Here is a 15,020-nt window from a genome sequence, read left to right as displayed (position 1 = left end):
TGCTTTCCTTTTTCAATATAGAATATGTACTTTCTATGATTAGGCAATTTTCTTAATCGAAAAATTGATTAAATAGAAAGAGAGATTTCAAATCCTTGCAGCCATTCGGATTTTACTGTGATGTCGATTTTTAAAGCATCTGCTAATTGTTTGACCAGATAGAGGCCCATGCCTGTTGATTTTTTCCTGGTATCTCCCGAGTCTCCTGTAAAGCCTTTTTCAAAGATATGAGGGAGGTCGCAAGCTTTAACTCCGCAGCCATTATCCCTAATAATCAGACTTGTGCGTCCCTTGTCTTTTGACATAGAAATGCTGAGTTTGGGCTTGTCAGAGCTGTATTTAAGGGCGTTGGCGAGGATTTGGGAGAGGATAAATTCAAAACTGCGTTGATCAGTGTAGCAAGTTCCTTGTATATTTTCTAGCTGAATCGTAAAATTCTTTTCTTTGAGTAAGGGATCAAAGTTTTCCAAGAGATCTTGGATACATTCTTCTAGATCAAGGTCTTCAAATAGAAAATCATTTTTCTCACTTTTCACCCTGTAGTAGAATAGGATTTGTGATACATTTCCTTGGATTTGATTTTTCACATAGTCCAACTTAAAAGCTGTATCCTTAGGCAACTGGTCACTTTGGTTGTCCAAAAGGAGGGAAAGAAGCGATAGAGGGAGTTTAATCTCATGCGCCCATTTTTCAACATAGTCCTCGTATTCGGATAGTAATGAGTTGAGTTTTCCTATTTCAGACTGCTTTTGATAAAGTGTATCTGCCATTTTTTCAATGCTTTCTTTCTCTGAGGCACTTGATAATTGCAATAATTCAAGCTCAGTATCGATCTTAGGATTGGATATGAAGGCTTTATAGGCAGCGGATTTTTTTCTTTCTTTTCTTATCATTAGGAATGATAGGATGAAAAAAAGCAGGACGGTGGCTAAAATATAGAGAAGGATGAGGGCTTGAAACATTCTCACATCTGAAAGCCAAAGCAGGACAGCTGTAAATAGATCAAATGCTAAGAGAACAAGTAACCAAGGCAGATAAGTAGCTAGATATTTTAGATTATGTTTCATCTGGGCTTACCTCTTCTAGCTTGTAACCAATACCTCTGACGGATTTGACTTGAAGGGCAATGCCAGCCTGTTTCATCACCTTTTTCAGCCTTGCAATATTTACTTGTAGGGCATTTTCATCGATGAACTCAGTTGTATTCCACAGTTTCATGCTCAATTCTTCTTTTGTGACGACAGAATCAGTTGCCACTAATAGGGTTTCTAACAGTTTCCCTTGATTTTGGGGGAGTAAAATCGAATGTCCGTTGATATAAAGGGTATAGGTATTTCGATCCAGCAGGAAATTATCTTTTTCAAGTAGATTTTGCCTACCTTCATAGCGTTTCAAGATGTTTTCTATACGAGCCAAGAATCTTTCTTTCTTGAAAGGCTTTGTTAGGTACTCATCAGCCCCTAATTTTAGGGCATAAATCTCATCTTTTAATTGTTCACGGGAAGTGAGAACCAATATGGGCACAGAGCGTTTTGACTTGAGATTTTTACAAATTTGAAAACCTGTTTCTCCTGGCAAATTCAAATCCAGTATGATTAGATCCGTATCGTATTGCAGCACTTGCTGGGTTGTATCTTTGAAGTCAGTCAACTTATCAACCTGATAACCCGCTTTCTCTAACAAGATGACAATTTCATCTCGAATCAAGGCCTCATCTTCAATAACCAGAATATGCTTCATATCGGTTCCTCCTTTTCCTAATTTATTCTACCTTATTCATCTCTTTTGGGTTCCATTAAGGACAATAAGTACTTGTTGCTATTTTTCTTTACAATTCTAATATAGATGACTTCGAAGCCTGCTAAAAGCAGTACTATCAGCATGGCTGTGATAAATTTCTGCCCCATGACCATTCTTGCACTGGCTGGTACTATTCCTGTGAGGAGGGAGCCCACTCCGAAGCTACTACTGATAAGTGCAAGGGCTATTGGCAGACCGAAATACCAGTTGACTTGCTTTTCTGACGATTTACAAAGAGTTTCGTAATTAGCTCCAAGATGAATCAAGGTTTGGTATCGTCTGTAGGATTGTCTCTGACCCATCAAAAATTGAACGCCGATGATTGTATTTGCCACAACAAGGAAGATGATAGCCAGATAGATGGTGACATAGCTGGCAGAGATAATGTAAAATAATTGTCTTCCCATATTTTGTATATAGCTTTCATAGCCAAGAGAGGTTTGATTTAACTTTTTATTGGTATCTGAGATAGCTCTCATCAGGCCTTTTTCCTTGACTAGCTCAGGAGCCAAGATACCGCTGACATAGTTTGAATAGTGACCGTCTGTATAGCTCATAAAGGTCTCATCTGGGACTATGAGGGCAACAGAGAGGGTTATTTCACGATCCGTTACGATTGGCAAAGACTCCACCTCTCCAATCAATTTTACATCATTTTCCATGACTTTGATTTGAGGCTTCGTCTTCAGAACAGAGTTGACGAGACTTTCATCTGGCAGAAAATCTTTCCCCATATACAAATATGCTTCCTTACTAGTTAATTCTAGAGGAGGGAGATTGGCAGTCTTTCTGAGTTCGTTGTATTCGGAAACAGGCATGAGGTGGGAAGTAGTAGACTGTTTAAATTTATGGAGCAAAATTTCCTTGTTCTTGCTGTCTTTTTGCTTTTTCAACTCCTTGATGACCTCTTCGAAGGACACGGACTCGTGTTCTTTAGGCATGCCCACTTTAATTTGCAGAATCTTTGAAAACTGTGATGCTAGTCCAGCAGCTTCAAGCTCTTTTTTTACTGTATTTACATCAAGATTTTCATCTGTTTCCTGCTTGCTATCTCTAAATGTATAATCCAATACGTGGGTTTGATTGCCTGAATTGCCACTTGCAATGGCCACACCTGCTCCAAAGAGGCACAAGGCAGAAAAGATTAAGAGGGAGCAGATGGCCAGTATAGTTGAGCGCTGGATAACTAATTCCTGAATCTGTCTAAAATTATAGGCATGAAGTTTTCGATTGTTTCCAAGCTTAACCAAAAAGTCTATAAATAAACGCATACCAAAGAAGAGGAGGATAGTTCCCAGAGTCCCCAAGAAAACAGTGATGCCCATGGTTATAACACTTTTCCAAGCTCGTCCACTCATACCCATGTAATAGGCTGTTCCTAGAAGCAAAATTCCGAGGACTGAAGCAAGAAGGTACACACCCTTGGGGAGTAGTTTCTTCATTCCAGAAGGAGAATAGGATAGCAGATTTCCAATTTCCTTATTGGCCGTCTTTGCACTTAAAAGAACAAAAACAGCTAATTTTACGGCTAGGAAGCCGATTACTGTATAGAATAGAGCTGTGGTAGATAGAGAAAATTGATGTTCAATAATCCCTAGTCCTACAATTTTAGCGGTTATTAGGCTAATCAGTTCTGAAATTAAGATAGAAATAGGAAGGCCTATTCCAAGGGCAAGGATACTGTTTCTCAAATCCTCAAGCAGGAGTAGCAAGAACAGTTTGCTTCTTCGCATTCCCAGTGTGAGATAGACACCAAATTCATGTTTTCTTCTTTCCATCTGCATACTGCTTGCGAAGTAGACTAGAAAAAAGAGAATAAAGAGCGTTGCAACATAAAGAATGGGAATCATGCTAAAGAGTTTATTTACAGCGTCACTCTCTATTTGTTTGAGAAAGATCATCACATCTTGATGGGACAAAGAAAGGATGATGTAAAAGGAGATAATAGAAAGAACCATGGAACTGAAGTACAAGCCATTATTCTTTCGATCTCTCTTGCTATTTCTTGAGACTAATTTAGAAAACATTGCCATCACCTCCAGCTAGCGTAGCCATGACCTTTAGTATTCTGTGGTAAAAATCTTCCTGACTCTCTCTTGGATAATCGCGTCGGATTTCATGGAATAGTTTTCCGTCTTGGATAAACAAGATGCGGTTGCAAAAGCTGGCTGCGACTGAATCGTGTGTCACCATGAGAATGGTGGTTTCTTCCACTTGATTCATTTCAGCTAATTTTTGCATCAAAATGGTCGCATTTTTTGAATCCAAAGCCCCTGTGGGCTCATCCGCAAATACAATCTTAGGGTCTAAAATCAAGGCACGCGCAGCAGCTACCCTTTGCCGTTGACCACCCGATAATTGAGATGGGAACTTATCCAGAAGTTCAGAAATATCCAGATATTGGGAAAGCAATTCTAACCGAACCTTGCTTTCGTTGGCATCGACCTTGTGCAAAGACAAGGGAAGTAAAATATTTTCTTTGGCTGTCAAATTGTCCAAAAGCTCAAAATTTTGAAAGAGGTAACCGATTTCCTTACCACGATAATCAGCTAACTGACTACCTTTTAATTGACTTAAATCCTTTTCTTGCATTTGAATGGAGCCGTCAGTTGGCTTGATGATAGTGGCGAGACAGTTAAGAAGGGTTGTTTTCCCAGAACCACTGCTCCCCATAATCCCTAAGAACTCACCTTTGACAACTTGAAAAGATATGCCGTTCAAGGCCTTAGTGATATTCGGCTCTTTTCCATAATGCTTTGTTAATGATTCTACTCGTAAAATTGTTTCCATGTTAAACACCTCCATCTTTTGTTACTTTCATTATAGTATGAATCAGAGTAGAATAACACTTACGGATGATGTAAGAAATCTTTATCGCTGACATTTATAGTCAAGTTATTGGACTTATACTTACTATATTATAGCATGGATTCAGGGATTTAAAAAGGGAGTCTCGGAAGATACTCCAATTTAAAAGCAAATGCTATGAGAGAAGAAGTAACCAGAATGGCTGGAAAAGTAGTGGTGAGTGATAATAATATCAGAAAGAGTAAATTTAATTACAATCAGTATATTAAAAAGATTCGATCTAAAGTTTTGTCTGACTAATGAGGTCGATCTGATTAAACTTTTGATTCCTAATAATTCAAAAAATGTTGAAATAGAAATTTCATTTTCTCCCTTTCAAATCTAAAAAGTTGAGATTTTGATATAGAATCAGCTATAGCATGCTTAAAGAATATTCGATTAATTTTCTAAAATATCGAAAAGCTCTCTGTAATGTTTCACAATTTAGTCCCCTTAATTTTCTTTTCGAGCTATAAACATGCCATATTCTTTAGGAATGACTAACACACCATTATTAAACTCCCTTTCCAATCTTTTATGAATAATTCCCTCTTCTAGTGAACCTATTTCTGAAATTCCTTTCAAGGATTGAATATATTGAACTAGATCGTCTATACTTGTTACCTGTAGCTCGTCATCATAAATTAATTTTTCCACAGTGTCAAAATGCCTATTTAAATAAGCCTTTCCATTTTGTAAAGTAAAAGTTTTATTTTCTAAATCTTGAACAACCTCATCTTTAAATAAGCTTGCCAAATAATCTACAACTCCATTTTCACCAAATGTAGCACAATAAAAAATGCCCCCGTTTTTTAAAACTCTATTCACTTCAGAGAGAGCTTTAGGAATGTCATTTACATGATATAGAAGCATATTGGCAATAACAATATCAAACGTTTCTTTCTCAAAAGAAACATTTTGGATATCCATTATTTCATAATTGACATTGTCTCTATTTCCAATCACTGCCCTAGTAGTTTCTACCATGTCACTAGAAAAATCCGTAATTACCAATCGCTTCATCTTGTCTATAGAATCAAGATTACTTTTCCACAGTTCTCCTGTGCCGCATCCCAATTCTAGAACGTTAATTTCATCAGTAATTTGGTAGTTAGAAAAAATCCAATTATTAAAGCCCAATTTATTTTTTGAATACTTCTTATGTAGTTTTACTCTAATGTCAAGATTATCTTGTTTTGCATATTGTTCAATTACTCTATTAATCATTTTAAATTACCTCCACTTTATAATTTGACATTATATCACAAAAATAAAGGTAGCGTAAAATAAGTTGTATAAATACAAAAAGGAATAAATCCGTTATAGTAGAGTTATAACACATTACTAGAAAGAAATTTATTACTATGACTCAGTTTACCACATATTCTCCAACGTATAAAAGCTGAGTATAGTTTAGAGGAATAATTTTAGTATTTGTTGTTAATGCAAAATAAAAAGCTTTAGAAATCAATATTTCTAAGGCCTTTTAAACTTATTAACTCTATTCCCACTCAACTGTTGCTGGTGGTTTACTTGTAATGTCGTAGACGATACGGTTTACGTGATTCACTTCATTTACGATACGTACAGAGATTTTTTGAAGGACTTCCCAAGGAATTTTAGCAAAGTCAGCTGTCATACCATCGATAGAAGTAATGGCACGAATGGCGATTGTGTAGTCGTAAGTACGACCGTCACCCATAACACCAACTGAACGAACGCCTGTGTTGACAGTGAAGTATTGCCAGATATCACGGTCCAGACCAGCTTTAGCAATTTCTTCACGAAGGATGGCATCCGACTCACGAACAGTTTCAAGTTTTTCCTCAGTGATTTCACCCATGACACGGATAGCAAGTCCTGGTCCTGGGAATGGTTGGCGCCATACGATGTGGTCTGGCATACCAAGCTCTGTACCAAGGGCACGAACTTCGTCCTTGTAGAGGGTATTCAATGGTTCAATTAGTTCAAACTGCATGTCTTCTGGAAGACCACCAACATTGTGGTGTGATTTGATGGTTTGAGCAGTATCTGTACCAGACTCAATCACGTCAGTGTAAAGCGTTCCTTGAGCAAGGAATTTTACATCTTTTAGCTTGCTTGCTTCGTCATCAAAGACATAAACAAACTCATTACCGATAATTTTGCGCTTTTGCTCAGGATCAGAAACACCAGCAAGTTTATAAAGGAAACGTTTAGCGGCATCTGCTTTGACAATGTTCAAACCAAACTTACCACCAAGCATGTCCATAACTTGGTCAGCCTCTCCCTTACGAAGAAGACCGTGGTCTACAAAGATACAGATCAATTGATCGCCGATTGCTTTTTGAAGAAGAACTCCAACAACAGAAGAGTCAACACCACCTGATAGACCGAGAAGAACACGCTTGTCGCCTACAGTTTCGCGGATTTTCTTGATCTGCATATCGATGAAGTTGTCCATTGACCAGTCACCCTTAGCTTTACAGATGTTAAGGGCAAAGTTTCGAAGGATATCATTTCCATATACAGAATGGCGAACTTCTGGGTGGAATTGGATACCATAGATGTGCTTGTCAGGGTTTTCAATGGCTGCATAAGGACAGTCAGCAGAAGTTCCAGTACGAACGAAATCAGCTGGAATCTCTGTAACAGCATCGCCATGGCTCATCAAAACAATCTGTTCTTCAGGAGTTCCTTCAAAGAGGGCAGAAGTGGTATGGGTAAGTGGTGATTGGCCATACTCACGGTTACCAGCATCACCTGCAGGGACAACTTTTCCTCCAAGTTTATGAGTTAAAAGTTGCATACCATAGCAGATTCCCAAAATTGGAATACCAAGTTCAAAAATTTCTGGGTCAATATCAAATGAACCATCTTCGTATACAGAGTTTGGTCCACCAGAGAGGATGATTCCTACAGGGTTAATCGCACGAACCTCTGCAGCTGAGATTTTGTGACTCTTTAGCTCCGAAAAAACACCAATCTCACGGATACGGCGTGAAATCAGCTGGTTGTATTGGCTACCATAGTCCAGCACGATGATTTTTTCTACATCTTGCAAATCAGTTGAAATGTTGCTCATCTTTTTCCTTTCTCAAAAGAAATATCTTTTTCAATATTCTATCACAAATAGGGGCGAATTACCAACTAAACAAGGCAAAGTTTGACTTTTTCTTAGCAAATACGGTACAATAGAGAAAATATAGAAAAGAAGTGAAAATCATGTTACCAGCTTATATGAAAATCCACGATCAGATCAAGAAGGATATAGATGAGCATCATTGGAAAATCGGAGAGAGACTTCCAAGTGAGCGAGATTTAGCGGAACAGTTTCAGGTTAGTCGGATGACCTTGCGACAAGCTATCTCCCTCTTGGTTGAGGAAGGAGTTTTGGAGCGTCGTGTAGGAAGTGGAACCTTTGTTTCTAGTACTCGGGTCCAAGAAAAAATGCGGGGGACGACCAGTTTTACGGAGATTGTCAAATCTCAGGGGAAAGTTCCTTCCAGCCAACTCATTTCTTATAGAAGAACCATTCCAAATGAGCAAGAGGTCGCTAAGCTAGGCATTTCACCAACTGAAAATATCATCCGTATGGAACGGGTGCGTTACGCTGACCAAGTTCCACTAGTCTATGAAGTCGCATCCATTCCTGAGAAATTTATTAAGGATTTCAAAAAAGAAGAAATCACCAGTCATTTCTTCCAAACCTTGCAGCAGCATGGCTACCGGATTGGCAAATCCCAACAGACCATTTATGCGAGATTGGCTAAGGAAAAGATAGCTCACTATCTGGAAGTTGAAAAAGGGCATGCCATTTTAGCGTTGACTCAGGTCTCTTATCTTGAAGATGGGACGGCTTTTGAATATGTAAAAAGTCAATACGTGGGCGAACGCTTTGAATTTTATCTTGAAAATAACTAGTCTAGAAAGGCTAGTTTTTTGTTTTAGGAAAGATTAGAATTGTCAAAACAATCTGTCTAGGCTTGATTTTATCGCTTATTTACTATAAAATGAGAAGGAAAAACGTCAAACTTTTATATTGCAAATAGGAGAAAACATGACAAAAACATTAAAACGTCCTGAGGTTTTATCGCCTGCAGGGACTTTAGAAAAGCTAAAAGTAGCTGTCCAATATGGTGCGGACGCAGTCTTCATCGGTGGACAGGCCTATGGTCTTCGTAGCCGTGCTGGAAACTTTACCTTTGAACAGATGGAAGAAGGCGTGCAGTTCGCAGCTAAGTACGGTGCCAAGGTCTATGTGGCTGCTAACATGGTTATGCACGAAGGAAACGAAGCTGGTGCTGGTGAGTGGTTCCGTAAGTTACGTGATATCGGAATCGCGGCAGTTATCGTGTCAGATCCAGCCTTAATCATGATTGCAGCAACAGAAGCACCAGGTCTCGAGATTCACCTCTCTACTCAAGCCAGTGCGACCAACTATGAAACTCTAGAGTTCTGGAAAGAACTTGGGTTGACCCGTGTGGTTTTGGCTCGTGAAGTTTCAATGGAAGAATTAGCAGAGATCCGCAAACGTACAGATGTTGAGATTGAGGCCTTTGTCCATGGAGCCATGTGTATTTCTTACTCAGGTCGCTGTACGCTCTCAAACCACATGAGTATGCGTGATGCTAACCGTGGTGGTTGTTCTCAGTCTTGCCGTTGGAAATACGACCTCTACGATATGCCTTTTGGTAAAGAACGTAAGAGTCTTAAGGGGGAGATTCCAGAAGAATTTTCGATGTCTGCCGTTGACATGTCCATGATTGACCATATACCAGATATGATAGAAAACGGTGTAGACAGTCTCAAGATTGAAGGTCGTATGAAATCCATCCACTATGTTTCAACTGTGACCAACTGTTACAAGGCGGCTGTAGATGCTTATCTTGAAAGTCCTGAGAAATTTGAAGCCATCAAACAGGACTTGGTAGACGAGATGTGGAAGGTTGCTCAACGTGAATTGGCAACAGGTTTCTACTACGGTACGCCGTCTGAAAATGAACAGTTATTTGGCGCACGTCGTAAAATTCCTGAATACAAGTTTGTCGCTGAAGTGGTAGCGTATGATGATGCGACTCAAACGGCAACCATTCGTCAACGGAATGTCATCAACGAAGGCGATCAAGTGGAGTTTTATGGACCAGGTTTCCGTCATTTTGAGACTTATATTGAAGATCTTCATGATGCCAAGGGCAATAAAATCGACCGCGCTCCAAATCCAATGGAACTCTTGACAATCAAGGTTCCACAACCTGTTCAGGCAGGTGACATGGTCCGCGCTCTCAAGGAAGGTCTCATTAACCTCTATAAGGAAGACGGGACAAGTGTTACAGTTCGTGCCTAGATAAGGAAAAGTGAATGATTCAAGCACAAGGTTTGTTAGTTGATGATGAAAGTAGATGTATTCATTATCATGGCGAAAAGGACATCGTTTCCCTTCAGTGTTATGAGTGTAAGAAATACTATGCTTGCTATCAGTGTCATAATACTATAGAAACGCATGTATTTTCGCCCTATCCCTTGGCGCTTACCGAGGATCAACCGATTTTATGTGGGGCTTGTAAGAGGACAATGACATTTCAAGAATATCAAAAACAGCTAGCTTGTCCTTACTGTAGTGCTCCATTTAATCCAGGTTGCAAAAAACACTATTCCTATTATTTTAAATAAAATGAATTCATCCAAGTTTCAAACTTGGATTTTTTCAATTTGTTTCAGAAAACAGAGTGAAAGTGGAAAAACACTTGCTCTAAAATGAGAAATTTTTCTGTATAATAGGATAAAAATGGCAAAAATAGAAATAAATTATCTGAAACGCTTTCAACGTGAGTAAAAAGTTGACAAATTAAAATTTTAGGACTAAACTAAGTAAGTAAATTTTAAATAAAAGGAGAATTCATCATGAATTTAACATTTTTCGGTCTTTGTCTTGCCTGTATGGGTGTATCCCTTGCAGAAGGTATGTTGATGAACGGTTTGTTCAAATCAGCTGCTCGCCAACCAGACATCATTCCACAATTGCGTAGCTTAATGATCATGGGGATTGCCTTTATTGAAGGAACATTCTTTGTAACTCTCGTATTTTCATTTATCATCAAATAAAGAGAAGTATAAAATGGAAAAGGGAGGATTCTAGATGGAAGAAAGTATCAATCCAACCATCAATATTGGTCCTGTTACCTTTGATTTGACCTTGACAGCCTTGACCTTGCTGTCAGTAGTCGTTATTTTTGGCTTTATCTATTGGGCAAGTCGGAATATGACTGTGAAACCCAAAGGAAAGCAAAATGTACTGGAGTATCTCTATGACTTCGTAGTCGGATTTACAGAACCTAATGTAGGCTCACGGTACATGAAAGATTACTCACTCTTTTACTTGTGTTTATTTCTTTTTATGGTGATCGCAAACAATCTTGGTTTGATGGCCAAACTTCAAACTACAGATGGGACAAACCTTTGGACATCGCCAACTGCCAATCTTCAATTTGACTTGGCCTTGTCATTTGGAATTATCCTGATGACCCATATAGAAGGAATTCGTCGCCGTGGTGTTAAAAAGTATCTGAAAGGCTTTGTTACCCCAGGTTTTATGACACCGATGAATCTCCTTGAAGAAGTCACGAATTTCCTATCACTTGCTTTGCGGGTATTCGGAAATATCTTTGCCGGAGAAGTGATGGCTAGTCTGCTCATCACACTTTCTCATCAGGCTCTTTATTGGTATCCAGTCGCATTTGTTACCAATCTAGTCTGGACGGCGTTTTCTGTGTTTATTTCCTGTGTTCAGGCTTATGTATTCACAGTCTTGTCTTCTATGTATCTAGGAAATAAAATTAATGATGAAGAGTAGAAAGGAGTAACAGATGCAAGTAACAGTAGGTGAATTAATTGGTAACTTTATTTTAATCGCTGGCTCTTTTATCCTTTTGATTGTCTTAGTTAAGAAATATGCGTGGTCAAACTTGACAAGTGTCTTCGAAGAAAGGGCAAATAAAATTGCTGCTGATATTGATGGAGCTGAACAGGCTCGTCAAAAAGCAGAAACTCTTGCCCAAAAACGTGAAGATGAATTAGCTGGTAGTCGCAACGAAGCCAAAACAATCATTGAAAATGCTAAAGAGACTGCAGAGAAGAGTAAAGCAAATATTCTGGCAGATGCTAAAGTTGAAGCAGGTCGCTTAAAAGAGAAGGCGAATCAAGAAATTGCTCAGAATAAAGCTGAGGCTTTGCAAAGTGTTAAGGGCGAGGTGGCAGATTTGACGATTAGTCTCGCTGGTAAAATCATCTCAAAAAACCTTGACAGTCATGCTCATAAGGAACTCATTGATCAATATATCGATCAGCTAGGAGAAGCCTAATGGACAAGAAAACAGCAAAGGTAATTGAAAAGTACAGCATGCCTTTTGTCCAATTAGTGATTGAAAAAGGAGAAGAGGACCGGATTTTTTCAGACTTGGATCAAATCAAGCAAGTCGCAGAAGAAACGGGCTTACCTTCTTTTTTAGCTCAGGTGGCAGTTGATGAGTCTGATAAGGAAAAAACAGTTGGTTTTTTTCAAGACTCTGTCTCACCTTTAATGCAAAACTTTATTCAGGTTCTGATTTACAATCACAGAGCAAATCTTTTTTATGATATCATTGTTGATTGTTTGAATCGTCTTGAAAGAGAAACCAATCATTTTGTAGTTACGATTTCTTCAGCTCATCCTTTAACGGACGAACAGAAGGAACGTTTGCTTCCCTTGATAGAGAAAAAAATGTCTCTGAAAGTACGGAGTATCAAAGAACAAATTGATGAAGGGCTCATTGGTGGTTTTGTCATTTTTGCTAATCACAAGACAATTGATGTGAGTATTAAACAACAACTTCGAGTTGTTAAAGAAAATTTGAAATAGAAAGTGGTGTTCTTTTGGCAATTAACGCACAAGAAATCAGCGCTTTAATTAAGCAACAAATTGAAAATTTCAAACCCAATTTTGATGTGTCTGAAACAGGTGTTGTAACCTATATCGGGGACGGAATTGCGCGTGCTCACGGTCTTGAAAATGCCATGAGTGGAGAGCTGTTGATTTTTGAAAACGGCTCTTATGGGATGGCGCAAAACTTGGAGTCTACAGACGTTGGGATTATCATCCTTGGAGACTTTACAGATATTCGTGAAGGTGATACCATTCGCCGTACAGGTAAAATCATGGAAGTCCCTGTGGGTGACAGCCTGATTGGACGTGTTGTCGACCCACTTGGTCGTCCAGTTGATGGTCTTGGAGAAATCCATACTGACAAAACTCGTCCAGTAGAAGCGCCAGCTCCTGGCGTTATGCAACGTAAGTCTGTATCAGAACCATTGCAAACTGGTTTGAAAGCTATTGACGCCCTTGTACCGATTGGTCGTGGTCAACGTGAGTTGATTATTGGTGACCGTCAGACAGGGAAAACAACTATTGCAATTGATACTATCTTGAACCAAAAAGGGCAAGATATGATCTGTATCTATGTAGCGATTGGACAAAAAGAATCAACAGTTCGTACGCAAGTAGAAACACTTCGTCAGTACGGTGCCTTGGACTACACAATCGTTGTGACAGCCTCTGCTTCACAACCATCTCCATTGCTCTTCCTAGCTCCTTATGCTGGGGTGGCTATGGCAGAAGAGTTTATGTACCAAGGGAAGCATGTTTTGATCGTTTATGATGATCTTTCAAAACAAGCGGTAGCTTATCGTGAACTTTCTCTCTTGCTTCGTCGTCCACCAGGTCGTGAAGCCTTCCCAGGGGATGTTTTCTACCTCCACAGCCGTTTGCTTGAGCGCTCAGCTAAAGTTTCTGATGAACTTGGTGGTGGTTCAATCACAGCCCTACCATTTATCGAAACGCAAGCAGGAGATATCTCTGCATATATCGCAACCAACGTAATTTCAATTACAGATGGGCAAATCTTCCTTGGAGATGGTCTCTTTAATGCAGGGATTCGTCCAGCTATTGATGCGGGTTCATCTGTATCTCGTGTAGGTGGTTCCGCTCAAATCAAAGCCATGAAGAAAGTAGCTGGTACGCTTCGTATCGACCTTGCTTCTTACCGTGAACTAGAGGCCTTCACTAAGTTCGGTTCTGATTTGGATGCAGCAACACAGGCTAAGTTGAACCGCGGACGTCGTACGGTAGAAGTATTGAAACAACCAGTTCACAAGCCTTTGCCTGTTGAGAAACAAGTTACTATCCTGTATGCTTTGACACACGGATTCTTGGATACAGTTCCAGTGAATGACATTGTTCGTTTTGAGGAAGAGTTCCATGATTTCTTTGATGCGCAACATCCAGAGATTTTGGAAACCATTCGTGAAACAAAAGACTTGCCAGAAGAAGCAGTCTTGGATGCTGCGATTACAGAGTTTCTCAATCAATCCAGCTTCCAATAAGAATAGAGGTGTCAGATGGCAGTATCTCTAAATGATATTAAAACAAAAATCGCCTCAACAAAAAATACTAGTCAAATCACTAATGCCATGCAAATGGTATCAGCTGCCAAGTTAGGTCGCTCTGAAGAAGCAGCACGCAATTTTCAAGTTTACGCTCAGAAGGTTCGTAAACTTTTGACGGATATTTTGCATGGTAACGGATCTAGCGGTTCAACCAATCCGATGCTCATCAGTCGTCCAGTTAAGAAAACAGGCTATATCGTTATTACTTCAGACCGTGGCTTGGTTGGAGGTTATAATGCTTCCATCCTTAAAGCCGTTATGGAGTTGAAAGAAGAATACCATCCAGATGGTAAAGATTTTGAGATAATCTGTATCGGTGGTATGGGAGCTGATTTCTTTAAGGCTCGTGGCATTCAACCAATCTATGAATTACGAGGCTTGGCCGACCAACCTAGTTTTGATGAAGTTCGTAAAATTATTTCAAAAACGATTGAGATGTATCAAAATGAACTTTTTGACGAACTCTATGTCTGCTATAATCACCACGTCAATACACTTACCAGTCAAATGCGTGTGGAGCAAATGCTTCCGATTGTTGACCTTGATCCAAACGAAGCAGATGAGGAGTATAGCTTGACATTTGAGTTGGAAACAAGCCGAGAAGAAATTTTGGAGCAATTGTTGCCACAGTATGCTGAAAGTATGATTTATGGTGCCATTATCGATGCCAAGACAGCTGAAAATGCCGCTGGTATGACAGCTATGCAGACAGCGACTGATAATGCCAAGAAAGTCATCAATGATTTGACCATCCAGTATAACCGTGCCAGACAGGCGGCGATTACACAAGAAATTACAGAAATTGTAGCAGGTGCTAGTGCCTTAGAATAAGGCTTTACCCTGTACATATCAAAATGAACTTAGGGCCTAGGTAAACTAGGAACCGACAGTATCTTATATAGAATAGGAGAAGG

15 protein-coding genes are annotated in these 15,020 nt (G+C 39.4%); 9 read left to right on the top strand and 6 right to left on the bottom strand.

Translation table 11 applies throughout. The annotated features are described in order from the left end of the window. Positions 1 to 68: 68 nt before the first annotated feature. From GOM48_RS05755 to guaA, 6 genes are all read right to left on the bottom strand, one after another. Complete coding sequence (locus GOM48_RS05755) at positions 69 to 1,067, bottom strand: sensor histidine kinase (protein WP_235096403.1); 999 nt, start codon at positions 1,065 to 1,067, stop codon at positions 69 to 71. Beyond that, on the bottom strand, positions 1,057 to 1,740 hold the full coding sequence (locus GOM48_RS05750; RefSeq protein ID WP_235096402.1) for a response regulator transcription factor: 684 nt from the start codon (positions 1,738 to 1,740) through the stop codon (positions 1,057 to 1,059). The genes GOM48_RS05755 and GOM48_RS05750 overlap by 11 nt, the downstream gene beginning before the upstream one ends. A 32-nt stretch (positions 1,741 to 1,772) precedes the next feature. Then, a complete protein-coding gene (locus tag GOM48_RS05745) occupies positions 1,773 to 3,827 on the bottom strand; it encodes an FtsX-like permease family protein (protein WP_235096401.1) in 2,055 nt (684 codons plus the stop codon). After that, complete coding sequence (locus GOM48_RS05740; protein ID WP_235096400.1) at positions 3,817 to 4,590, bottom strand: ABC transporter ATP-binding protein; 774 nt, start codon at positions 4,588 to 4,590, stop codon at positions 3,817 to 3,819. The genes GOM48_RS05745 and GOM48_RS05740 overlap by 11 nt, the downstream gene beginning before the upstream one ends. A 510-nt stretch (positions 4,591 to 5,100) precedes the next feature. Next, positions 5,101 to 5,874, bottom strand: coding sequence for a class I SAM-dependent methyltransferase (locus GOM48_RS05735; protein ID WP_235096399.1), 774 nt, complete (start codon positions 5,872 to 5,874; stop codon positions 5,101 to 5,103). A gap of 274 nt (positions 5,875 to 6,148) precedes the next feature. Further along, a complete protein-coding gene (gene guaA / locus GOM48_RS05730; RefSeq protein WP_235096398.1) occupies positions 6,149 to 7,711 on the bottom strand; it encodes a glutamine-hydrolyzing GMP synthase in 1,563 nt (520 codons plus the stop codon). 140 nt (positions 7,712 to 7,851) lie between these two features. Here guaA and GOM48_RS05725 point away from each other — a divergent pair, with 140 nt between their 5' ends. The 9 genes from GOM48_RS05725 to GOM48_RS05685 all read left to right on the top strand — a co-directional run bounded on the left by GOM48_RS05725 (position 7,852) and on the right by GOM48_RS05685 (position 14,937). Further along, positions 7,852 to 8,550, top strand: a complete 699-nt coding sequence (locus tag GOM48_RS05725) for a GntR family transcriptional regulator (protein WP_235096397.1) — start codon at positions 7,852 to 7,854, stop codon at positions 8,548 to 8,550. A gap of 136 nt (positions 8,551 to 8,686) precedes the next feature. Then, positions 8,687 to 9,973, top strand: coding sequence for a peptidase U32 family protein (locus tag GOM48_RS05720; RefSeq protein ID WP_235096396.1), 1,287 nt, complete (start codon positions 8,687 to 8,689; stop codon positions 9,971 to 9,973). Positions 9,974 to 9,987: 14 nt separating this feature from the next. Then, positions 9,988 to 10,299, top strand: coding sequence for a CHY zinc finger protein (locus GOM48_RS05715; RefSeq protein ID WP_235096395.1), 312 nt, complete (start codon positions 9,988 to 9,990; stop codon positions 10,297 to 10,299). A gap of 231 nt (positions 10,300 to 10,530) precedes the next feature. After that, positions 10,531 to 10,731: a F0F1 ATP synthase subunit C gene (locus GOM48_RS05710; RefSeq protein ID WP_001054555.1), complete on the top strand. Its 201-nt coding sequence runs from the start codon at positions 10,531 to 10,533 to the stop codon at positions 10,729 to 10,731. A gap of 34 nt (positions 10,732 to 10,765) precedes the next feature. After that, on the top strand, positions 10,766 to 11,479 hold the full coding sequence (atpB, locus tag GOM48_RS05705; RefSeq protein WP_038806145.1) for a F0F1 ATP synthase subunit A: 714 nt from the start codon (positions 10,766 to 10,768) through the stop codon (positions 11,477 to 11,479). A 13-nt stretch (positions 11,480 to 11,492) separates the two neighbouring features. Continuing rightward, the gene (atpF, locus tag GOM48_RS05700; RefSeq protein ID WP_038806144.1) at positions 11,493 to 11,987 is read left to right on the top strand and encodes a F0F1 ATP synthase subunit B; all 495 of its coding nucleotides are present in this window, start codon (positions 11,493 to 11,495) and stop codon (positions 11,985 to 11,987) included. After that, complete coding sequence (locus tag GOM48_RS05695) at positions 11,987 to 12,523, top strand: F0F1 ATP synthase subunit delta (RefSeq protein ID WP_038806143.1); 537 nt, start codon at positions 11,987 to 11,989, stop codon at positions 12,521 to 12,523. The genes atpF and GOM48_RS05695 overlap by 1 nt, the downstream gene beginning before the upstream one ends. Positions 12,524 to 12,537: 14 nt before the next feature. After that, positions 12,538 to 14,043 (top strand): F0F1 ATP synthase subunit alpha, encoded by a 1,506-nt coding sequence (atpA, locus tag GOM48_RS05690; RefSeq protein WP_038806142.1) that lies wholly within the window; start codon positions 12,538 to 12,540, stop codon positions 14,041 to 14,043. A 15-nt stretch (positions 14,044 to 14,058) separates the two neighbouring features. Beyond that, positions 14,059 to 14,937: a F0F1 ATP synthase subunit gamma gene (locus GOM48_RS05685; protein ID WP_235096394.1), complete on the top strand. Its 879-nt coding sequence runs from the start codon at positions 14,059 to 14,061 to the stop codon at positions 14,935 to 14,937. Positions 14,938 to 15,020 lie beyond the last annotated feature (83 nt).

Source organism: Streptococcus oralis (assembly GCF_021497885.1).
Taxonomy (GTDB): Bacteria; Bacillota; Bacilli; order Lactobacillales; family Streptococcaceae; genus Streptococcus; species Streptococcus oralis_BQ.
The sequence above is the reverse complement of the archived record's forward strand: the minus strand, read 5'-3'. Positions and strand labels throughout refer to the sequence as shown.